Below are 22,275 nucleotides of genomic sequence, written 5' to 3' on the forward strand. Positions count from 1 at the left end.
TGGTAACATTTTACACGCGATTATTTGTGCAAAACATTTGATTATGATTTGTTTTTAAAGAATCTGCAATTGCAATGACTCTTTAAATGTATGCTGAATTTTTAAAAAAAAGAGCTTTTCTTTCTTGTGTACATAAGCTAGTCTTAAAATTCAAACAAAAAAATTATGCAACAAATATACTTTTTTTAACAGATATTTCGCATTAAAAAGAAGTGCAAGATCACTTTATGTTTATTTCACAACCTCGTGTTCCTTAAAATTTAAATTGGCTTTTGTAGAATCAATAAAAATAGTGAAAGATGATTTTAAAGATGGAAAATCTATTTATTTATTCAGATATTTGTTAGGATAACAATATTTACAGAACGCAATGATTCAAGATACAGTTTTAAAGCAGCTTAATGCGTCACTTTTGGGCGAAGTGTTTTTTGATAATTTACACAAAACGTTATATGCTACGGATGCTTCTGTATACCGAAAAATCCCGTTGGCGGTGGCATATCCAAAGAACGGAAAGGATATCAAAGTTTTAATTGATTTTGCAACAAAAAATAAAAGCACTTTAATACCAAGAACAGCAGGTACCTCGCTAGCTGGCCAGTGTGTTGGAGATGGAATTGTAGTGGATGTTTCTAAATACTTTACAGCCATTCTTTCTTTTGATGAAACTGCAAAAACGATAAAGTTAGAACCCGGAATTGTTCGAGATTCTTTAAATGTATATTTAAAACCATTCGGTCTATTTTTTGGTCCGAATACATCTACTTCGAATCGGTGTATGATGGGGGGAATGGTTGGAAATAACTCTTCTGGAAGCACTTCTATAAAATATGGAGTGACGCGCGATAAAGTTTTAGAAATTGAAGCAATTTTAAGTGATGGTAGTGAGGCTCTTTTTAAAGAAATTAGCTCTCAAGAATTTATTGCTAAAACGAAAGAAAATACCGTCGAAGGAAATATTTACAAAGCTATTTTTGAAGAACTTTCGCTTGTTGAAAATCAAAATGAAATCAAAAAAGAATTTCCAAAAGAAATTATTCACAGAAGGAATACTGGATATGCTGTAGATGAATTTTTAACATCTGATTTATTTGGAGGAACAGAACCTTCCATAAACGTTGCAAAATTTTTATCGGGCAGTGAGGGCACTCTTGCTTTTTCAACTTCCATGACTTTGCAATTAGATAATTTACCTCCTTCGGAAAGTATTATGGTATGCGCCCATTTTACGAGCATTCATGAAAGCTTACTCGCCACAGTAACTGCAATGAAACACAATTTATACAATTGTGAATTGATGGATAAAACCATATTAGATTGTACGAAAAGCAATCGAGAACAAGCAAAAAATAGATTCTTTTTGCAAGGAGACCCCGAAGCTATTTTAATGTTAGAAATATCGGCAAATACCATTGAAGCTGCTGAAACATTAGCAGACGCTTTAATTGCAGATTTAAAACAACATAATTTTGGGTATCATCACCCAAAAGTATATGGAAAAGACATCTCAAAAGTACACTCCTTAAGAAAAGCTGGTTTGGGACTTTTAGGAAATATGATCGGTGATAAAAAAGCAGTGGCCTGTATTGAAGATACTGCAGTCGCATTGGCAGATTTACCAGATTACATAAAGGAGTTTACAAAATTAATGGATAAGTATCAGCAAAATGCTGTCTATTACGCACATGCAGGTGCCGGGGAATTGCACCTGCGTCCTATTTTAAATTTAAAGAAAAAAGAGGATGTTGTGTTGTTTCGAAAAATTACTACAGAAACGGCAGAATTAGTAAAAAAATACAAGGGATCTTTTAGTGGAGAACACGGAGACGGAATTGTACGTGCTGAGTTTATACCCTTGATGATTGGAGAACAAAATTACCAGTTACTAAGACGTATAAAAAAAGCTTTCGATCCAAATAATGTTTTTAATAAGGGTAAAATTACAGATGCTTTTGCCATGGATGAAAGTTTGCGGTATGAAGTAGATCGAAAAGAACCCATAATTGAAACCCTGCAAGATTTTTCTGACAATGAAGGGATTTTAAAACTCGCAGAAAAATGCAACGGTTCTGGAGATTGCAGAAAACCAGTAGAAGCTGGCGGTACGATGTGCCCAAGTTACAGAGCAACAAAAAACGAAAAGGACACCACTAGAGCAAGAGCGAATATGCTGCGGGATGTCTTAACAAACAATACCGCTTCCAATAAATTTGATTCAAAAGAGCTTAAAGAGGTATTGGATCTTTGTCTAAGCTGCAAGGCATGTGCTTCAGAGTGCCCAAGTAATGTAGACATCGCAACAATGAAAGTAGAGTTTTTATATCAATATCAGGAAACCAATGGGTATTCTTTTAGAAGTAGCTTGTTTGCAAACAATGTAAAGTACAATAAGTTAGGAAGCATTGCACCTGCACTTACAAATGCGATTTTAAGCACTCCTATAGCCAAAGCCATTATGGGTGTTGCACAAAAGAGAAAGGTGCCTAAATTGGCAGTAAAGACATTAAAAAGCTGGTATAAAAAACAACCACAATCAGAAAATAAGAAGATTGTTTATTTATTCTGTGACGAATTTACGAACTTCTATGACGTAGAAATTGGAAAAGATGCATTTCATCTATTTGAAAAGTTAGGTTATAACTTACAAATTGTACATCACGAAGAATCTGGAAGAAGCTTTATTTCAAAAGGTTTCTTAAAAGAAGCGAAAGCCGTTTGCAATTTGAACGTTGCAATCTTTAAAGATATTGTTACAGAAGAAACTCCTTTAATCGGTATAGAGCCCTCCGCAATATTGACATTTAAAGATGAATACATTCGTTTGGCAGATGATAAAAAATCTGCAGAAAATATCGCCAAAAACGTGTTTACTTTTGAAGAGTTTATCGCGAAAGAGATGGCAAATGGAAACCTGCAAAAATCGCTATTCACAAAAGAGGCTAAAATACTTAAAATTCATGGACATTGCCATCAGAAAGCGCTGTCTGGAACCCATGCAAGTTTTCAAGTTTTAAACTTTCCAGAAAATTATTCTGTAACCATTATCAATTCCGGGTGTTGTGGAATGGCTGGTTCTTTTGGATATGAAAAAGAACACTATGCTCTTTCCATGCAGGTTGGTGAAGACACCTTATTTCCAAAAATAAGGAATACACCAAAAGAAACTGAAATTGTAGCTGCTGGAACGAGTTGTAGACATCAAATTTTTGATGGAACAGAACGCATTGCAAAACATCCAATAACAATCTTAAAAGAAGCATTATCTTTGGCGGATGCAAACTAAAAACAAAGGGATGTCAATGGTTGCCTTGATTCTTGCAGGAGAGGCAATCTTTTTATTACCATTTATTCAAATGCGCATTTTTAAGCCAGTAATTAGAGAGGCCTTTCTAATTACTGACGCTCAAATTGGGGAGGCGCAGGCGTTATATGGAGTTACTGCTTTGCTTTCTTATTTCTTTGGTGGTTTTATTGCAGACAAGTGGGAACCTAAAAAATTATTATCTATTTCTTTATTTTTAACTGCTATTGGCGGCTTTTCGATGGTCCTAATTCCCTCTATTTTCACCCTTAAAATTTTATATGCTTTTTGGGGATTTTCAACCATTCTATTATTTTGGGCATCTTTAATAAAAGCAACGAGACAATGGGGAAATAAACACAATCAAGGTTTATCTTTTGGGCTGTTAGATGGAGGAAGAGGTTTTTTTGCCGCACTAATAGGTTTATTTGGAGCCTCCATATTAACCTATTTTTTCCCAGAAAAGGGTCTGGAAGTTACCTATAGTAATAAGGTAGAAACACTACAGTTTATCATTGGGGCCAATACAATTATTGTGTTTTTGGTTGCTTTGTTAGTTTGGAAAGCACTTCCAAAAGATCCGATACAGTTTGAAACGGGAACCGCCTTTCATTTCGACTTTAAAACAGCTTTTTCTTTAATGAAGAAGAAAAAAGTAATTTTTCACTCTTTGATTATTTTTTGTGCGTATTCTTCTTACAAACTTACAGAAGTATATGGAACCTATGCAAAAGACGTTTGGAAATATTCTTTAGAAGAAGCTACTTACTTTGCAGTTTTCATTCAATTATTAAGACCTATTGCCGCCATTCTTGTTGGCTGGATAGCAGACAAATACATTCCTTCTAAAATTATAATACCTAGTTTCGCGGTCCTTATTGTAACATCTACAATTCTAGGCTTTGGTTTTTTTAACACCCAAGCGGTATTTTTATCGTTTTTAGTTTTTATCTTTATGGCGTTGGGAACGTATTCTTTAAGAGGATTGTATTTTGCTATTATTGAAGAAGCAAAAACACCTATTCAAATGACAGGAACTCTAGTTGGAGTCATTTCGGTAGCCGGTTTTACACCCGATATTTTCATGTCACTATTTATGGGATATATGCTAGGAGAAAATCCAACACTAATAGAATACCAACATTTATTTACAACATTTACAATTATTCCTATTATTGGTTTGTTGGCCGCTCTAGGATTTAGAAAAAGCATATCAAAGTTATGAGTAAAAAAAAGAAGTATGTAGCCGATGAAAATCGCTATGAGAAGATGAACTATCGAAGAACTGGAAACAGTGGCTTATTGTTGCCTGAGATTTCACTGGGATTGTGGCATAATTTTGGAAAAGAGGATAATTTTAAAAATGCTAGAAACCTTTTAAAATGTGCTTTCGATCACGGAATTACGCATTTTGACATGGCAAATAACTATGGTCCTCCTCCAGGATCTTCAGAAAAAAATTTAGGTAAAATATTAAAAAATGATTTTCGTTCTTATCGTGACGAACTCGTTATTTCTACCAAAGCCGGTTACGGAATGTGGCCCGGACCTTATGGAGATTTAGGATCCAAGAAGTTTCTAGTGGCCAGTTTAGATCAAAGTCTGCAAAGAATGGGTTTAGAGTACGTTGATATTTTCTATCATCACAGGCCTGATACCGATACTCCTTTGGAAGAAACCATGGGAACTTTGGATTTAATGGTACGGCAAGGAAAAGCCTTGTATGTTGGCATTTCGAACTATCAACCTGAAGAAGCAGAAAAGGCTTTTAAAATATTAAAAGATTTAGGAACTCCTTGCTTGTTGCATCAACCAAATTATAATTTACTAAATAGATGGGTTGAGGACGGTCTATTGGATTTGCTTGAAAAATCTAAAATTGGTGCTATCTGTTTTTCTCCTCTAGCTCAGGGCATGTTGACCGACAAATACCTTCATGGTTTGCCTAAAGATTCAAGAGCTGTAAAAGACAGTCCTTTTTTGAACACATCTCAAGTTCTTGAAATGCTGCCTAAAATTAAAGGATTGAATGAAATTGCGAGGAATAGAAGCCAAACCCTTGCACAAATGGCCATTTCTTGGATTTTAAAAGACCCAAGAATTACATCTGTCTTGATTGGTGCTAGTAAAACTGAACAGATTATTGACAGTGTAAAGGCAATCGAAAACACAAGTTTCACAGAAAAAGAATTGCAGTTAATCAATGAAATTTGCGAGCTTTAAGAGCTCCAGAATTCACGCTGCTTATTGAGCACCGCTTCCTCGTTCAAATACTCTTCTGCATCTTTTGGAGATAAAACTTTTAAGAACGAGGGATGTTGCTCAATTGCAAATTCTATTTTTGTAATAATATCTGCAACCTCTTCATTTTCATAATCGATTTCTAAAGGCTCTTTAATTACGATTGATTGTAAAACATTTCGTTTTTTTATGCGCAATCCTTTTTTGTCAAAAGAACGTCTAAAACCGTCTATCACAATTGGTACTACAACAGGCTTATAGGTTTTAATAATGTGAGCGGTTCCTCTCCTAATAGGCTTAAATGGTGTTGTTGTGCCTTGTGGAAAAGTAATTACCCAACCATCATTTATTGCTTTACCAATGTTAGAAATATCAGAATTCTTTACTTGCCTATTCACATTTTTTCCCGAATTACGCCAAGTTCTGTCTATCGAAACGGAACCCGCATAGGCAAATATTTTTGGCAATAACCCAGATTTCATAGTTTCTCCGGCAGCAACATAATATACGTTTAATTTCGGATTCCATATATAGCCAATATTTTTTATAGAATCATCTCTTCCACATAAAGCCGCATTGAAAACATGGATCATCGCAGCAACATCTGCAAAATACGTCTGATGGTTTGAAATAAAAAGAACGTTTTTTTCTGGCAAGGCTCTTATAACATCTGAACCTTCTATCCTTAAACTATTAAATTTTCGATACCTGGCATGTGAAACTACGCCACAAGCTCTAATTATGATCTTTTTTAAAAATAAAATATGGCCAAAAGGATTTCTTTTTATTAAAGGCATTGTGTATGGGTGGTTGTTTAATTGCTTATTAGCAAATCTACAAAACAAATCATTTAAAAGAACACTTTAAAAGTTCTTTAATTTCCGAAAGCATCATCGCTGTTGCTCCCCAAACGGCGTAGCCGTTTAACATAAAGCATGGTACAGTTCTATTATCCATATAAGTGTTGGTAATATTTACAGTAGCGAGAGTCGCATCGTCTAATAAATCTGAGACTAAAACTTCAATTATCTCAGCAACTTCATAGTTCCTTAAAAAAGAAGGCATGGTTTCTGTACTTCCTATAAATGGCGTCGCTAAAAAATTACTCGGAGGAATATAGACTGGAGTTAACACTCTTACAATTTCTACAGATCCTGGAGAGATTCCAACTTCTTCATAGGTCTCTCTTAAAGCTGTTTCCTGCAGTGTGGTATCTTCTTTGTGTATCTTACCTCCAGGAAAGCTTATTTGTGAAGAATGTGTGCCCTTATAATTTGCTCTTTTAGTTAGTAGGAAAACGGCTTGTTTCTTTTTATTGGGATAAAAAATTGCCAGCACCGCAGCTTTTTTAGGATTGTAAGCAGCTATTTCATCAATATTATATTTCAAGCGAACGGAGGGTGCCAATTTTAGCTGTGCTGTCAAACCACCTATTTTTTGAGTTTTAAGCACAGCTATTTTATTTTTGAATTGACTAAATTCCACTTTGCATAAATATTTTAGTAATCCAATTCTTTTTTAAGTCAACATTTAATTTTTGCATGATAGATAAATAAGATTAGTGCAATTCACTCTTTAATGCTGCACTGCCGAAAGAGCACTTATTTTACGTGTATCTTGTAAACAGTTTTATTTGATGATCGCAAGAATTAAAATCAAAAAATAAAGAAATGTTCGTTTTAAATAGGCCTTCTTTTGTAAAGAAGCGTTTCTTACTAAAGATATAATTTCAATCCTATGTAAAATTACAGCTAAGACATTTTAAAAATAAGAGCGTGCTCTAAAATTTACACAGCAACTAATCCTTGTTCTTAAATAAAAAACCCAATCCTAACCTGCTTAAAAATTTTTTTTCAAAAGCCCAGAAAAATTTAAATTGTCCGAATAGCCAACCAATAATTGGCAAAGTTAATTGATAAATTGGAAAAATTAATAAGATTCTCAATGGCCAATAAATAAAACTAGAAATCGTTTCAGGATTCAGTCCAAAAAAAGTTGTAATTGGTTTTGCAACCCAAGTTGCAAAAGAACCGTTAAGTGCAAATACAATAAATATCGCAAGAAAAGACCAATTATTATCAATGTTCCAACGTTGTTTTAATTTTTCCATAAAAATCTTAAGCTTGTTTTTTTGATTTTCTCAACATAAGCCAAATTCCAATTAGTACTAAAGGTATACTCAATACTTGTCCAGTATTTAATGGGCTAAAAAGCCACTCTTGTCCCCTCTTTTGAACTTGTGGCTCTTTTAAAAATTCAATGATAAAGCGCAAAGACCACAAAACTAACATAAACAATCCAAAAAGAAAACCAATTTGCTCTTTTTTAGTTGTTTTCCAATATATAAACCACATTACTAAAAACAAGGCGAGATAACTAAAAGCCTCATACAACTGCGTAGGATGCCTCGCAGTTGTTTCTCCGGCTGCTTTAAAAATTACACCAAAACTAGTACCCGTCTCTTTTCCATAAATCTCTGAATTAAAAAAATTTCCAAACCGAATAAAAAAGCCTGCCAACGCGACCATAATAGACAGTCGATCTAATATAAAAAGCCAAGGTTTGTTTAAGTGCTTTTTCGCGTAAAAAAACATAGCAATTGGAATACCTATCGCTGCACCATGACTTGCAAAACCCGTAAATCCTGTAAATTTCCACCCTTTAATAAAGCCGAATAAAAAATCTGAGCTACTTTCTTTTATTGGTAAGAATATTTCTAGGAGGTGTTGTTGATAATAATCCCAACTATAAAAGAAAACATCTCCCAAGCGCATCCCTATCAGCATGGAAAGAAAAACATACATAAATAACGGATCTACTTTTTCTAAGGGAATTTTATCTTCTACATAAATCTTCTTCATAAAATGAAGCCCTAATAAAAAAGCAGTTACGAACATTAAACTATACCACCGAATTACAAAAAAACCTAAATCAATTCCGATCGAAGGGTTCCACTCTATTGCTAAAAAACTCATAATAATTATATTGTATTTGAACGCATGTCGTCTCTAATTAATTTTATTTCTTTTTAACAAATTTGCCGCGCTTTACATTTTGTATTGGCACGCCTTTTAGGCTGATTACAATCTTTATTGCTTTAAAAATAAATACACTTTTTTACTGTTTGCTAAGGTACTGGATCATAACCACTGCCACCCCAAGGGTGACATTTAAATATTCTTTTTAGAGCCAACCAGCTTCCTAAGAAAAAACCGTGCTTTTGAAGTGCCTCTATAGCGTAGTGAGAGCAAGTTGGGCTGTATCTGCAAGTTGATGGGGTAAAAGGGGATATTGCCACCTGGTAAAAACGCACCAATAAAATAAACGGGTATGCTATTATTTTTTTCAATTTAGTTCAATGAAAATGTAGTCCCATCTTTTCCATCTTTTAATTGAATGCCCAATTCAATTAATTCATCTCTAATTTGATCAGACAACGCCCATTCTTTATTTTCTCTTGCTTCTTTCCTCAATTTTATTAACAACTCAACCACTCCATTTGTCTTTTCCGAATGGTGTGACAGAACTTCGTTTGTAAGTCCTAAAACGTCAAACACAAAAGTATTTAAGGTTTCTTGTAATACGCCTAAATCAGTCGCTGTTATGCTTTCTTTTTGCTCTTTTATTTGATTGATTATTTTTACCGCTTCAAACAAATAAGAAATTAACACAGGCGTATTAAAATCGTCGTTCATTGCAGCATAACAAGATTTTTTCCATTTTTCGACATCAAAAGAGGACACCGAACTGGTAGCTAAATTTTCTAAAACATTAACAGCTTCCATCAATTTTGAATGGCCTTTTTCTGAAGCTTCTAGGGCAGCTCCTGAAAAATCTAGAATACTCCGATAATTGGCTTGCAAATTAAAAAAACGCACCACACTTGCAGAAAATGCCTTTGGTAAAATATCGTTCTCTCCAGTCAATATTTCATTGGGTAAAATAAAATTCCCTGTAGATTTTGCCATTTTTTGTCCGTTTAACAGCAGCATATTTGTGTGCATCCAATAGTTCACTGGTGTTTTTCCACTGCATGTTTTTGATTGTGCTATTTCACATTCATGATGTGGAAACTTTAGATCCATTCCACCTCCGTGAATATCAAATTGCTCTCCCAAATATTTGGTACTCATTACAGAACATTCTAAGTGCCATCCAGGAAAACCTTCACTCCAAGGAGAGGGCCATCGCATAATATGCTTTTCTTCGGCCTTTTTCCAAAGTGCAAAATCTTGTGGATTCTTCTTATCTGACTGCCCGTCTAAACTTCTAGTATTGTGGACTAAATCTTCTACTTTTCTTCCTGAGAGAATGCCGTAGTGCTCTTTTTTATTATATGCTAAAACATCAAAATACACAGATCCGTTTACTTCATATGCGAATCCTTTGTTAACAATGTCCTTGATCATTTCTATTTGTTCTACAATATGACCCGTTGCTGTTGGCTCTATACTTGGCGGTAAAAAATTATAATTTTTAAGAACATTGTGAAAGTCTACCGTATAGCGCTGCACAACCTCCATGGGTTCTATCTTTTCAATACGTGCTTTTTTAGCAATCCTGTCCTCACCTTCATCTGCATCATTTTCTAAATGACCTGCATCTGTAATATTACGCACATAACGTACCTTGTACCCCAAGTGTAATAAATATCTAAAGACAATATCAAAAAACATAAAAGTCCGCACGTTGCCTAAGTGCGCATTGCTATATACTGTGGGACCACAGACATACATTCCAACATATCCTGCAGTTATGGGCTTAAAATCCTCTTTCTTTTTAGAGAGAGAATTGTATACTTTTAATTGATTTTCTTTATAGCGTTCCATTGAAAAAGTGACTGATTACAGCCGATAAAGATAGACACTTTATTAAGAATACAGAAATTGAACACAGGGGAAATTTTAGAAAACGGAAAAATAGATTCAAACTGTAAAGCACCTTATTTTTTTAAAATTAAAGTTTGGATTATTTATTTGATGAAACCAAATTCCATCCTCTTTAAAATGAACGCAAAAGTCTATTTTTTTATTTTAAAGAAATGTGGCATTTTTGATCACAGATCTAATTGCCTTGTTAGTTATTGAATTTCTAATTTATTATCTTTAAATTTACGTATTAATATTTATCATGGATAAAAAACCTTCTGCACTGCATGAAAGAGATGGCATTTCACAACAAAAAACGACCAGTCCAGCGTCCGCAGAAAAAATTAAAACGAGTCGCAAAAAGCAAAACTCAGTCGCTGCTTTTGTATCGGGAATCTTACAAGGTAATATTACCCTTTTAAGCAAGGCAATTACCTTAATAGAAAGCACCAATCCAAAGCACCAACAAAAAGCGAATGAAATTTTAGAGCTTTGTTTGCCCCATGCTAACAATTCAATAAGAATTGGAATTACTGGAGTTCCAGGCGTTGGTAAAAGTACTTTTATAGAAACTTTTGGAAAACACTTAACAGGCAAAGGAAAAAAAGTGGCTGTATTAGCCGTGGACCCAAGTAGCTCTATTAACCTTGGTTCTATTCTTGGAGATAAAACAAGAATGGAAGAATTGGTTACCGATGAAAATGCATTTATCAGACCCTCTCCTTCGGGTACCTCTTTAGGAGGCGTTGCACAAAAAACAAGAGAAAGTATTATCCTTTGTGAAGCAGCAGGCTTTGACACTATTATTATAGAAACTGTAGGTGTTGGACAATCAGAAACGGTGGTGCATTCTATGGTAGATTTCTTCTTACTGCTAAAACTATCAGGCGCTGGTGACGAATTGCAGGGAATAAAACGGGGAATCATAGAAATGGCAGATGCCATTGTAATCAACAAGGCAGATGGAGAAAACATTCAAAATGCAAAAATAGCGAAGGTTGCATTCAATCGAGCTCTCCATTTATACCCATTAAAGGAAAGCAAATGGCAACCTAAAGTGCTTACGGCTAGTGCACTTCACAATTCTGGAATACAAAAAATTGATGCATTGATTCTAGACTATATTGCCTTGACTAAAGAAAATTTACATTTCAATCGTAAAAGGAATGAGCAAAATAAATTTTGGCTGTTGGCAACAATTGACCAACAACTAAAGGATAATTTTTATAACAAGATAAAAATTAAGAAGGCATTACAAGAAGAAATTGACAATTTAGAGACTGGTAAAACAACCCCATTTAAAGCGGCAAAAAAATTGTTAGAAATGTAGTCTCGTTGTTATAATACATTTTAAAATTCTTAATTTTCACTTCACAAAAGAATTGAAAACGCAGCGAAACCTATCTAATTTTCTAAAGTATCGCATTTATACATGCTTAAAAGGAATCTGGAATTCGTGAACCTAATCGCCAACGGTGTTATAAACCGTTATAGCATCAATTTTATTAAGAACATTTAATAATGAAGTGTCATTTACTCCTTCAAATTCATACGCTCCAATATCCATAGCGACACTGCTATAAATCCTTCACTTATAATGATTTTAAGCATCTTCGATACCTTTATTAATTAAGTTCGAAACATTTTTCAACTTTACTAAGTAGCCTTTGTTTTCTTCAGGTATTGCGCTTTCTAAACCAGCGACACCAGTATAAATTGCTTCATAAGTACCTGAAGAAGGATGTTTTGAATCATTGGAAATAAAAGTGTTTTTTACGACTACACTTACCAGCTCCTTTTAATGTATATTAAAATCTTAATTTGTTTTAAAGATTCAGTTTTTTATCGTGATGGAGACACGTTACACACTAATTGCACTGCTGTTTGAATATGAATTACTATTTTTTATAATGGTAGAACTCTCGATAAGTAATGCTTCACCCCCTTGTAATTCTCATGAAACCATCTTTAATTACATTGTAAAAAAAATAGTGTTTTTAATGGAAATAATGCCTAAAACATGTCATATACATAAAAGCGTCCTGATCTACAGTATTATTCATAAAGCTGCAATTTTCGAGTGACCGCAACATTTCTTCTGCAATATTTTTACTACTAGGAATATCTAATAACTTTGCAGAGTTATTATAAAACATAGAATTTTGGGCAAATCCGCTTCCTTTGAGATCGGTTTACATATGATTTTTTCAGTACTAAAGTTTGAAAATCTTCAGCCATTCCGTAATACAAAAGCATCCGAACTGCTATATATGAAACTATTGTTTCCAATAGCACCTTCATCAATCACAAGATTTTGGTTTGAGGGTCCCAATAAAAGGATAGCGTTAGCATCATTATGATGAGAGAGACCACTGTCAGGTGAAATAGTTCCATACAAATTTTTAAGATCAATGGGTGCAATTCCAACAGTGCCCTGATCGACCTCCAAATGCTCTAAATTCAGTAATTATAAAGTTTAAATTTATAATAATTTAGCTTATTTGTGAAGAGGAGTAAATAGAGAGTAATAAGTATATCCGTAAACCGCTATTTGTCAAAAAGAATTAATAATTTAGCAGACGATTATTATTTATGAATTTAGAACATCTTATTTTACAATTTCAGCAGAAAGACCAAAAAGCCTATGAAAAACTATACAATATGTATTGTGATAGTATTTCGGGCGTGGTTTACACCATCGTAAAAAATTCAGATGTTACGCAGGAAATCACACAAGATGTTTTTATAAAGGCTTGGGATAAAGCGGAAACATACTCTTCAGAAAAAGGCAGATTTTTTACTTGGATACTCAACATTGCAAGAAATGCCGCCATTGATTATACGCGTTCTAAAAAATATAAACAGTCTAAACAAAACCTTAACGCAGATTTTTTCGTAGATATATTAGAAACAAATGACAATTTAGACCAGGCAACAAACACCATCGGTTTGAAGGAATATGTGACCAAACTGGGGACCACTTGTAAATCTGTAATAGAACTTTTATATTTTAAAGGATATACACAGAAAGAGGCCTCTGAAAAACTAGAAATGCCAATTGGAACGATAAAAACAAGGAACAGAAATTGTATTTCTGAATTAAGAGTAATGCTTGGAGTTTAAAAAATGGATATTAAAAAATACATCGCAACCGGAATTTTAGAACTGTATATAGCAGGTTTGCTCTCTGAAGAAGAGAACAGAGAAGTCGATGCTTTAATGCAAGTGCATCCTGAATTACTCGCTGAAGTAATATCCATAGAAAAAGCGATTGTAAAACTAACTGCCTCAGGAGCGCAGAAAGACATCGCCTACTCATTTTCAGAAATTCAAGACAAAATTAACCGCAAAAAAACGAAAATAGTTCCAATTTCTAGAACAAAAGTAAATTGGTTACAATACTCTGGTTGGGCGGCTTCCATACTCGTTGGAAGTTCGTTAATTTGGTCTATCTCTCAAAACAACCAATTGGAGCAGCAAGTTGCTACTGAAAAACAACAGTTAAAAGAGCAAATAGAAAAAGCATCCACAAATTTAGCCGAAGCAGAAAAATTAATTACTGTTTTTAGAGACAAAAACATCATTTCCGTCCCGTTAGCAGGTCAGAAGATCTCACCAGATTCATATGCAAATATTTACTGGGACAAGGAAACGAAAAGTATTTACATAGATGCTAAGGGTTTACCAGCGCCACCAAAAGGAAAAGTATACCAAGTTTGGTCTTTAACTCTAAATCCATTGACTCCTACAAGTTTAGGTATTTTAGATACTTTTACTGCAAATACATACAAAGTATTTACCAAAGAAAACACAAGCAAATCAGAAGCTTTTGGCATTACCTTGGAACCCTCTGGAGGTAGTGAATTCCCAAATTTAGAGCAACTTTATACTTTGGGGCTTATCGCTTCCACCATTTAAATTTTACACACCTACCCCACGCGATCAAAGTTTGTTTGAAACAAAAAAATATCCGTGATACACGTATCACGGACATTTCACCCAACCAAAATTAACCAAACAAACTTGATTAAAATCTTACTATTTTTTTTTAAAACGTATACCGAATACTTGCTTTTGCAAAAAATGGAGTCCCCGGTATAAAATGAATTTCTTCAACTGGATTTATTTCATTTTGCAATCTCGAAGTTGTTGCAAACTGTGTCTCGTTCCAAGCGATATCAAAAATATTTTCTACTGCAACCCCTAGGGTTATGTCATTCATTTTGTAGTTGACGTTAAAATCAGCGATAAAATATCCTTGAGCAACAATAGAATTATTTTCATTTGCAGGTCTATCGTCAATATATCGATACTGCAAACCCCCTGAGAAATTTCCTAAATTGGCCACTGACAAACCACCAACCATTGTAAAATCTGGTGCTAAAGGAATAAAATCTTCGCCACTAAGATTTTCTAAACTTCTTGCTTTTGTATAGGTTAAATCTGTATTTAAAAATAACCAGTCTGTAAATTGATACGTAACACCAAAGTCAAATCCAAAACGTTCGGACCTTCCTGAGGGCTCCACAATACCAGCATCGCCAACATATACAAATTCTTCTTCAGACAATAAATACCAAACGGCTGTATTTAAAACCATTTTTGGCACAGGCTTCCAAATATTACCAAAATCCATACCGTACGCTTTTGGTAATATTTTATCTAAATTTTGTTGTAAAATGACTCTTGTATCATTTGAATGAAAGCCAATACCTGATTTTAAAAACCATTGTAAATTTTCGTTTTGACTAAATAAAATATTGAATTTGGGAGTAACTATCGCCTTATTTTTAGTCAAAGTTTCGTAATTTATTTGCAGTGCATCATTGTAAATAAATTTAAAGTAATCGAGACGAACTGCCGGAGAAATTTTAAATTTTCCCAAATTAAATTCAGCATTAAAAAATGCATACATGTTTGTTTGTTTCACATCTCCTAACTGAATTCTATCAATAATTTCTTTTCTGTTTTTTGTGTGTGAGAGTGCTACGTCATTAATCAAATCGTAGCGCAAACCAGCACCTTTAGTGAATTTTGCTGGTATATCTCCAAATTGTATGTCTGAAATTACTTTAGCATTTGCTCCAAAAATATCCCTGTTTTCAAATTGTCTAATTTGATCTCCATTTATCGGATCCTCCAAAAAGAATGTGAAATTTGAAAACAGTTCAAAGTTATAATTAGAATAAAAAATATTGGTTTTCAAAACCGACTCTTCAGACAAAACTTTCTGCATTTGTACATTAAAATTAGTTCTTGAAGTAGTTCCTCCTTCGGTGTCATCAATAGCACCAAAGCGATCTATATTTCCATTTTTTACCGCTCTTTCTGGAATCTGACCAGAAGCATCCCAACGACTAGTGAAATGAGAAGCTGTTAGTGTAACCCTGTCTTTCCCATTCAAAAAGGCGGTGTATTTTCCAAATACATTTAACCGACTAAAGTTTTGCGGTGAGTCAAAAGGACCGTCATTTGAAATGTATTCTATGGCCATATATGCATCTTCATTTTTCTTATTTTCTAAAAGATTGAACATGCCTAAAGTTCTAAGAGAATTAAACTGACCTACCTCTAAAGAAACCCTGTTTTTCTGAAGGCTCTTTTTTGTTGAAAAATTAACAAAACCAGCAGTGTTGAAATCACCTTGATTCGCATCATAAGGTCCTTTGCCGAAATTTATTTTCTGAATGGTTTCAGGAATTATAAAATGCAAATCACTATACCCTTGCCCATGTGCATGTGAAACCATATTAATTGGCATCCCATCCACGGAAAGAGCAATATCAGTGCCATGGTCTATGTCAAAGCCACGTAAAAAAATCTGCTCTGCCTTTCCTCCTCCTGCATGTTGTCCAATAATTAAACCCGGAATTTTTCTTAAAAGTTCTTGGGAACTGTTTACAGGATTCACTTGTAAATCTAGCTTAGCGATCGTTTGTAAAGCATTCATTTCTTTTCGTAAAACCAGTTCTTTCAGTTGAAAAATCTTGGTATTTAAAACGATTACTAAATCTTTAAAACTCTTTTTTTCAAGAACTATTTTTTGCTTTTTAAAACCTAAAATTCCAATTTGAATGGTATCTCCAACTTTAGAGTTATTTACTTTAAAAGTTCCGTTAAAATTAGTGTGTGTATGCGCATTTGATACAGCGTTAAAAACATATGCATTTTCTATTGGCGCATTAAAAACGTCAAGAACACGGCCTTTTAATTCTTGACCTATCAGTTGCAGACAATTTGCTAAGAAAATAAATACAATTAATTTACTTTTCATTTTATACCTTTTTAGAATCCAAGAATTTATATTTCTAATATTTCATCTTCGGCTAAGGGACCTAATTCATACAGACTTTTAATTAGTTCCTCTTTTAGTTTATTTGCAGCTTCTGTGTTGCCATTTGCTTTTAAAATATAAGCAGTGTGCAACATTGCTTCGGGCTCAAAGCTTTTATCAATTACATAGCTTTCTGCAATTTGTAAGGCTTTTACTATTTCCCCATTTTTAAAGTAAGACCACGCCAGTAAATCGTAGGACTGTGCTGTTGGTCTTTCAGAGACTTCTTGTACTGCAATTTGCAATGCTTTTTCTTTTTTTTCAATATTTTCTGCATACAGCAAAACGTCATATTTATGATACATTACACCGTAATTAATATCAGATACTTTGACGAGATATGCTTCTATCTGTTTCCTTTTACCAACAGCATCCCCCATAAAATCTAAAATGTCTGCTTTTAACAAATGGTAATCTGGAGCTGTATTTTCTTTTGTTACAACCTCTAAAATTCGCAACGCCTCTGTGGGGTTTCTCTCGTAAGAATAGACAATCCAAGCAATTCCTTTTTTTGCATAACTATTATTAGGGTTTAGTTTTAAAGCACTTAAATATGCTTTATAAGAATCTTTAATTCTACCTGCGTGCCCATAATAATCTGCTAGATTTGTATAATTCCATTGGATTAGTGCTTTGTTATTTGATGATTTTGCAATCTTTAAAGAAGCCTCTAAATATTCAATGGCCTTGTCTAAGTTCCCTAAATGATCATTGTACTTAGAAATTCGAATCAAATACTCAAAACTTTTAAAGTTTTTTACTTTAGATAAATAGGTTTCCGTTGCTACTAAGTTTCCCAATTCTAGATGTACATCAATCAACATAAAATAGGTCTGTTGTAAATTTTCTCCATTGATTTCTGCTTTTTTAAGCAGGTTTAGCGCTTCTTTAAAACGATGTTGAGAAATGTAATTTTTAGACAAGCTTCTTAGGAAGCCTGCATTTTTATAATTTGTCTTTTTATTTGCTATTCTTAAATTTTCTTCTGCTTTCTTCAGAGACTGTATTTCTCCTGTTAATTGAAAAACAGCATTATTTGCTGCCGCTAATTTGACATTGTATGGATATTGATTGGGAGTTTTCTCTAATTTTTTTGTCCAAAAATTAGATTCTTCTTGTATGTTTTTAAGGGATGTATTTTTTGAGTTTTTTAGAAACGCGTTGTACTCTCTAATATTTGTTATTTGTTTGTTTTTTGGTGTATTGCAACTCGTTGCGATAGAAAAAGTTACAAATAATAAAAGTAGTTGGAAAAATTTCATTGTTTGTTTTTTAGTTTATTGGTCTGTTTGTTTGCTTACAAATAATAAAAATAACTAGTGTCTTTTAAAAATAAAACACACTAGAAATTTAATATAAAGGCTCATTGTTATTTTTTAAATACTGACACACATTCCCCCAAACATATGCCAGATCTAAATAATTTTTACCAAGGAGAAGCTAAATACGGAAAACTAGTTAAGAATTCTTTATCATTTTTGTCTACGTTGTCGTTAGATAAGGTTGGATTTTCGGAAAAATCTTCTCCACCAAAAATCAACAATAATTCTACGGTAATTACATCATCTGCTAGCGCTCTTCCTGACAATGTATTTTCTGCAACGCCGTCATAAAAGGTAGTTTTACCATCTAAAGAAACACCCAATACATCTGTTGCTAATAATCCGGTAAATGCTGCCGCATCCTGACCTAAAGCATTCATATCACCTTCATTTGCAAAGGCCGGACTTAAAGCTTTTAAATTTGTTTCAAATCTTCCTTGAAAATTTGCATTTTGCTCAGACGGAATAGTACCGTTGAATTCATCTTTATTGGCTGAAGAAACAAATACTGTGTTTACAGCAGGTCTTCCAATTTGATCTTTTAAGATATAGGTTCCAGAAAAATCGGGTCCCATTTCTTCTGCCATCATCATTGAATTATCGTCAGCATCATTTTTACTGCACCCTATCAAAACTATTGATGATAGTACTATTGCAGCCGTGTATTTTATAAAATTGATTTTCATGATATTTTGTTTTTAAATTTTTGTTAGTTATTGTTTTACTTTTGCTTCTACCCAAGCGCCAATTGCACCGGAAGTACCAATCATCTGCTTGGGAACTTCTACTACAATAGAGAGCACATTTGAACCTGCAAATGTATCGGCTCCAGGATTATTAAAACCTGTGGCAGTACCTGCAATAATTTCTCCATATCTCGCAAAGTCCATAAAGAAAGGATCATCTCTTGGTCCTGCAAACATTTTTATTCCCGCATCACTTGTTGCAATGATAGCATTTGAACCATACGGTGTAATTGCCACTTCTCCACGTACAGAAGACATTTCGGAAATAGCACTATTTTTTCCAGTGTATGAGGGCAATATTGGACCAAAGAAATGCATAACTCCGTCTCTTGGAATTGCTTGTATCACTAAATCCTCGACACTATCTCCGTCAGTATCAATGTTAATCTCTACCAGTACATTTTCATCAAAGGATGCGCCATCTGTTGCAATAGGACTTAATAAACCCTGGACATTGGCTACAAAAACCAAATTGTCTGTGTTTTCTCCTTGAAAGGCATAAAAATCTGAAATGTCTGCGGTAGTTCCCTGTGTTGCTGGTGCATCAATGTGATCAGCTGCAACTGTAATTAATCCGATTACTGCTAGTAAAGCAGTTCCTAATAAAATTTTACTTTTTTTCATTGTTTGAGTTTTTGTTTATATTTAATTGATTCTCAAACATACTTACGAGATGCTTTGACATCTGGTTTTAAAAAAAGGTGTTATTTTTCAATTTATTTTTAAAACCCTTACAGATATTGATAAAATTGATGGTAATAATTTTTAATTTGACGAAATATTTGTAGTATTGTAAAAGAAAACACGCTGAATTTTGATTGATTCTGTAAAAAAACGTTCTTGGAAGGAACACCTTCACGAAATTATCTACGAGGCAGACACCAAAGAAGGTAAATTCTTTGATATCGTCTTATTAATAGCAATTCTAGCTAGTGTAATGCTGGTCATGCTTGAAAGTATCGATAGTTTTGATTTAAAATTTCATACTTCCTTAAACATTGGTGAATGGATCATAACGATATTATTTACAATAGAATACACACTCCGTGTTGTCTCAATAAAGAAGCCTTTCAAATATATTTTTAGTTTTTATGGGGTGGTTGATTTTCTATCCACCATTCCAATGTATTTGTCTTTAATCTTTATTGGCTCTCAAGGTTTGGTGGCTTTGCGAGCGCTTCGACTGTTGCGGGTTTTTCGAATTTTAAAACTCGCGCGGTACATTGGTGCCTCCAACAAACTACTATTTGCACTGCGATCAAGCAGTGCAAAAATAGCCGTATTTTTATTTTTTGTTTTGATTATTTGCATCATTTTAGGAACAATAATGTATATGATCGAAGGTGCGGAAAACGGTTTTACAAACATCCCAAAAAGTATTTACTGGGCAATTGTTACACTAACGACCGTAGGCTTTGGAGACATTGCTCCACAGACTGCACTAGGGCAGTTAATTGCAAGCGCAATCATGATTTTAGGCTATTCAATTATTGCCATTCCAACAGGAATTGTAAGTGCGGAAATGACAAAAAAAGATTCAGATATCGATACAAATACGCAATCTTGCCCAGCTTGTTTAAAAGAAAAGCACATAGAAAAGGCGGTTTTTTGTTATCATTGCGGAAGTACATTAAATTAAATGGATATAATTAAAAACACCTTAATCACCATTGTTGGTCCCACAGCTATTGGAAAAACAGCTTTGAGTATTGAGCTGGCAAAAGCCTTTAATGCGAGTATTATTTCTTGTGACTCCCGACAGTTCTTCAAAGAAATGACCATCGGAACAGCAGTGCCGAATAAAGCCGAATTATCAGCGGCAAAACACTACTTCATTCAAAACAGAAGCGTCTTTGACGCCTATAATGTAGGCGAATTTGAAAGAGATGCCTTAGAAAAACTAACCGTTCTTTTTAAAGAGAATCCAACTCAAATAATGGTTGGGGGTAGCGGTTTGTATGTAGACGCTGTTTTAAAAGGCTTGGATCATTTTCCAGAAGTTGCTCCGCAAATACGCGAAGCCTTGACCCAGCGATTGGAAAAAGAAGGAATTGCTTCACTTCAGCAACAATTAAAAGACTTAGATATAGAAACGTATCAGACCATTGCTTTAGAGAATCCACACCGCGTAATGCGCGCTTTAGAAATTTGTATTGGCACTGGAATACCCTACGCTGTTTTTAAAAACAAGCCCAAAAAACCTAGAAATTTTCAAATAATTACCATTAGTTTAAATGCGGACAGAGCTATTATTTATCAGAGAATAAATCAGCGTGTAGATCAAATGCTGGCAAATGGCTTGTTGGAGGAAGCAAAAAAATTATTTCCCCACAGAACACTAAACGCTTTACAAACGGTTGGTTATAGAGAGTTGTTTTCTTTTTTTGACGGCAGTATTACAAAAGAATTTGCCATCTCTGAAATTAAAAAAAATAGCCGACGTTTTGCAAAAAGGCAATTGACTTGGTTTAAAAGGGATTTGTCAACGCTCTGGTTCGATTACTTAACACCAACCAACACGATTATTTCTAAAATTGCTGAAAAAATGAACAACTTAAAAAACTAATAAATTTTGTAATTTGCGCGTTTCAATATCTAAAAAATGAAAAAAATGAAATTAAAAATAGCCGTTACATTCCTAATTATTTCAACTTCCTTTTCCATAGCGCAAAATAAAGTAGGCACTATCGATAGTGACTATATTGTTAATTTAATGCCGGAAACAAAAGTTGCAATGGACACCTCACAAAAATACGGAAGTACCTTAGATTCCTCTTTTAATATACAGGTAGTAGATTTTAAGAATAGAGTAGACAAGTATGCGATGCGAGAAAAAGAGATGGGTGTTTTAGAAAAAAAGACCATCCAGCAAGAATTAGCAACACTGGAGAAAGAACTTCAAAAATACCAAAAAAACGCAAACATGCTGCTAAAATTAAGAAGAGACGAATTAATGCGTCCTTTGTATAAAAAGTTGAGTGACTTAATAGCAGTGGTATCTAAAGAAAATGGCTATTCGCAAGTATTTACAGTAACAGGCAATCAATTTGCTTATTTTGATTCTAATTTTGACATTACGAAATTGGTGATGGATAAATTGGGGATTTCAACTCCTACAGATCGTCAATAAAAGAAAATGTAAAAAAGCCTTCAATTTAAAAAAATGGAGGCTTTTTTATTTATGATGTCTTCGTTATTCATACGCTTTCATCTCCTGATCATAAAAAACGCCAGCTTTATCCATTAAATCTGCCAACTCAGTCGCAATATCTTCTTCATTTTCGCCAGTTAAGTCCTCGAACCACTCAATCTCATCATCTTTTAAATTAATCATAAAACGAGGAAACTCTGTGTGTAAAACAAAAATATCTTCTGGAGAAGCACTGTTGTCTGCTAATAAAAATTTTGGTAAATTCATGTTAATTATACTATTTATGTGTGTGCAATTGCAATAAGCTTTAAA

General features: G+C 33.9%; 19 protein-coding genes and 1 pseudogene. 9 read left to right on the forward strand and 11 right to left on the reverse strand.

Annotated features, from left to right (window positions below):
* Positions 1-370 precede the first annotated feature (370 nt).
* The 3 genes from PI23P_RS09975 to PI23P_RS09985 are packed head-to-tail and all read left to right on the forward strand — an operon-like array spanning position 371 to position 5,524.
* A complete protein-coding gene (locus PI23P_RS09975) occupies positions 371-3,283 on the forward strand; it encodes an FAD-binding and (Fe-S)-binding domain-containing protein (protein ID WP_004570708.1) in 2,913 nt (970 codons plus the stop codon).
* Between the two features lie 10 nt (positions 3,284-3,293).
* On the forward strand, positions 3,294-4,526 hold the full coding sequence (locus PI23P_RS09980; RefSeq protein WP_238300016.1) for an MFS transporter: 1,233 nt from the start codon (positions 3,294-3,296) through the stop codon (positions 4,524-4,526).
* Positions 4,523-5,524, forward strand: a complete 1,002-nt coding sequence (locus PI23P_RS09985; protein ID WP_004570710.1) for an aldo/keto reductase — start codon at positions 4,523-4,525, stop codon at positions 5,522-5,524. The genes PI23P_RS09980 and PI23P_RS09985 overlap by 4 nt, the downstream gene beginning before the upstream one ends.
* On the opposite strand, the gene PI23P_RS09990 is transcribed toward PI23P_RS09985, so the two are convergent.
* From PI23P_RS09990 to cysS, 6 genes are all read right to left on the reverse strand, one after another.
* Entirely contained in the window at positions 5,521-6,339 is an 819-nt protein-coding gene (locus PI23P_RS09990; protein ID WP_004570711.1) for a lysophospholipid acyltransferase family protein, read from the reverse strand. The genes PI23P_RS09985 and PI23P_RS09990 overlap by 4 nt on opposite strands.
* A gap of 49 nt (positions 6,340-6,388) precedes the next feature.
* Positions 6,389-6,994 (reverse strand): NUDIX hydrolase, encoded by a 606-nt coding sequence (locus PI23P_RS09995; protein ID WP_238300017.1) that lies wholly within the window; start codon positions 6,992-6,994, stop codon positions 6,389-6,391.
* A 346-nt stretch (positions 6,995-7,340) separates the two neighbouring features.
* Complete coding sequence (locus PI23P_RS10000; RefSeq protein WP_004570713.1) at positions 7,341-7,652, reverse strand: DUF6787 family protein; 312 nt, start codon at positions 7,650-7,652, stop codon at positions 7,341-7,343.
* A 7-nt stretch (positions 7,653-7,659) separates the two neighbouring features.
* The gene (gene lgt / locus PI23P_RS10005) at positions 7,660-8,517 is read right to left on the reverse strand and encodes a prolipoprotein diacylglyceryl transferase (protein WP_004570714.1); all 858 of its coding nucleotides are present in this window, start codon (positions 8,515-8,517) and stop codon (positions 7,660-7,662) included.
* Positions 8,518-8,669: 152 nt separating this feature from the next.
* Positions 8,670-8,891 carry a membrane protein insertion efficiency factor YidD gene (yidD, locus tag PI23P_RS12425; protein WP_004570715.1) on the reverse strand — a complete coding sequence of 74 codons (222 nt, stop codon included), beginning with the start codon at positions 8,889-8,891 and terminating at the stop codon, positions 8,670-8,672.
* A gap of 1 nt (position 8,892) precedes the next feature.
* Positions 8,893-10,371 (reverse strand): cysteine--tRNA ligase, encoded by a 1,479-nt coding sequence (gene cysS, locus PI23P_RS10010; RefSeq protein ID WP_004570716.1) that lies wholly within the window; start codon positions 10,369-10,371, stop codon positions 8,893-8,895.
* 301 nt (positions 10,372-10,672) lie between these two features.
* Here cysS and meaB point away from each other — a divergent pair, with 301 nt between their 5' ends.
* Positions 10,673-11,740 (forward strand): methylmalonyl Co-A mutase-associated GTPase MeaB, encoded by a 1,068-nt coding sequence (meaB, locus tag PI23P_RS10020; protein ID WP_004570718.1) that lies wholly within the window; start codon positions 10,673-10,675, stop codon positions 11,738-11,740.
* Between the two features lie 900 nt (positions 11,741-12,640).
* Here meaB and PI23P_RS10030 read toward each other — a convergent pair.
* Complete coding sequence (locus PI23P_RS10030) at positions 12,641-12,859, reverse strand: hypothetical protein (protein WP_004570720.1); 219 nt, start codon at positions 12,857-12,859, stop codon at positions 12,641-12,643.
* A gap of 143 nt (positions 12,860-13,002) precedes the next feature.
* Between PI23P_RS10030 and PI23P_RS10035 the strand changes: the two genes are divergently transcribed.
* Together PI23P_RS10035 and PI23P_RS10040 are read left to right on the forward strand one after the other, a co-directional pair.
* A complete protein-coding gene (locus PI23P_RS10035) occupies positions 13,003-13,533 on the forward strand; it encodes an RNA polymerase sigma factor (protein WP_004570721.1) in 531 nt (176 codons plus the stop codon).
* Positions 13,534-13,536: 3 nt separating this feature from the next.
* Positions 13,537-14,328 carry an anti-sigma factor gene (locus PI23P_RS10040; RefSeq protein ID WP_004570722.1) on the forward strand — a complete coding sequence of 264 codons (792 nt, stop codon included), beginning with the start codon at positions 13,537-13,539 and terminating at the stop codon, positions 14,326-14,328.
* A 130-nt stretch (positions 14,329-14,458) separates the two neighbouring features.
* Here the strand turns inward: PI23P_RS10040 and PI23P_RS10045 are convergent, their stop codons facing one another.
* The 3 genes and pseudogenes from PI23P_RS10045 to PI23P_RS12820 form a co-directional block, all read right to left on the reverse strand.
* On the reverse strand, positions 14,459-16,684 hold the full coding sequence (locus PI23P_RS10045; RefSeq protein ID WP_004570723.1) for a TonB-dependent receptor: 2,226 nt from the start codon (positions 16,682-16,684) through the stop codon (positions 14,459-14,461).
* Between the two features lie 26 nt (positions 16,685-16,710).
* Positions 16,711-18,006 (reverse strand): tetratricopeptide repeat protein, encoded by a 1,296-nt coding sequence (locus PI23P_RS10050; protein ID WP_004570724.1) that lies wholly within the window; start codon positions 18,004-18,006, stop codon positions 16,711-16,713.
* A gap of 164 nt (positions 18,007-18,170) precedes the next feature.
* Positions 18,171-19,436, reverse strand: a pseudogene (locus tag PI23P_RS12820) (DUF4331 family protein).
* A 190-nt stretch (positions 19,437-19,626) separates the two neighbouring features.
* Here PI23P_RS12820 and PI23P_RS10065 point away from each other — a divergent pair.
* From PI23P_RS10065 to PI23P_RS10075, 3 genes are read left to right on the forward strand one after another with little or no spacing between them, the layout of a single operon-like run.
* Positions 19,627-20,451, forward strand: a complete 825-nt coding sequence (locus PI23P_RS10065; protein WP_004570727.1) for an ion transporter — start codon at positions 19,627-19,629, stop codon at positions 20,449-20,451.
* Complete coding sequence (gene miaA / locus PI23P_RS10070) at positions 20,452-21,378, forward strand: tRNA (adenosine(37)-N6)-dimethylallyltransferase MiaA (RefSeq protein WP_004570728.1); 927 nt, start codon at positions 20,452-20,454, stop codon at positions 21,376-21,378.
* 45 nt (positions 21,379-21,423) lie between these two features.
* Positions 21,424-21,942, forward strand: a complete 519-nt coding sequence (locus tag PI23P_RS10075) for an OmpH/Skp family outer membrane protein (protein ID WP_238300018.1) — start codon at positions 21,424-21,426, stop codon at positions 21,940-21,942.
* A gap of 63 nt (positions 21,943-22,005) precedes the next feature.
* Here PI23P_RS10075 and PI23P_RS10080 read toward each other — a convergent pair whose 3' ends face one another.
* A complete protein-coding gene (locus tag PI23P_RS10080) occupies positions 22,006-22,230 on the reverse strand; it encodes a DUF8828 family protein (RefSeq protein WP_004570730.1) in 225 nt (74 codons plus the stop codon).
* Positions 22,231-22,275 lie beyond the last annotated feature (45 nt).

The organism is Polaribacter irgensii 23-P (assembly GCF_000153225.1).
GTDB classification, from domain to species: Bacteria; Bacteroidota; Bacteroidia; order Flavobacteriales; family Flavobacteriaceae; genus Polaribacter; species Polaribacter irgensii.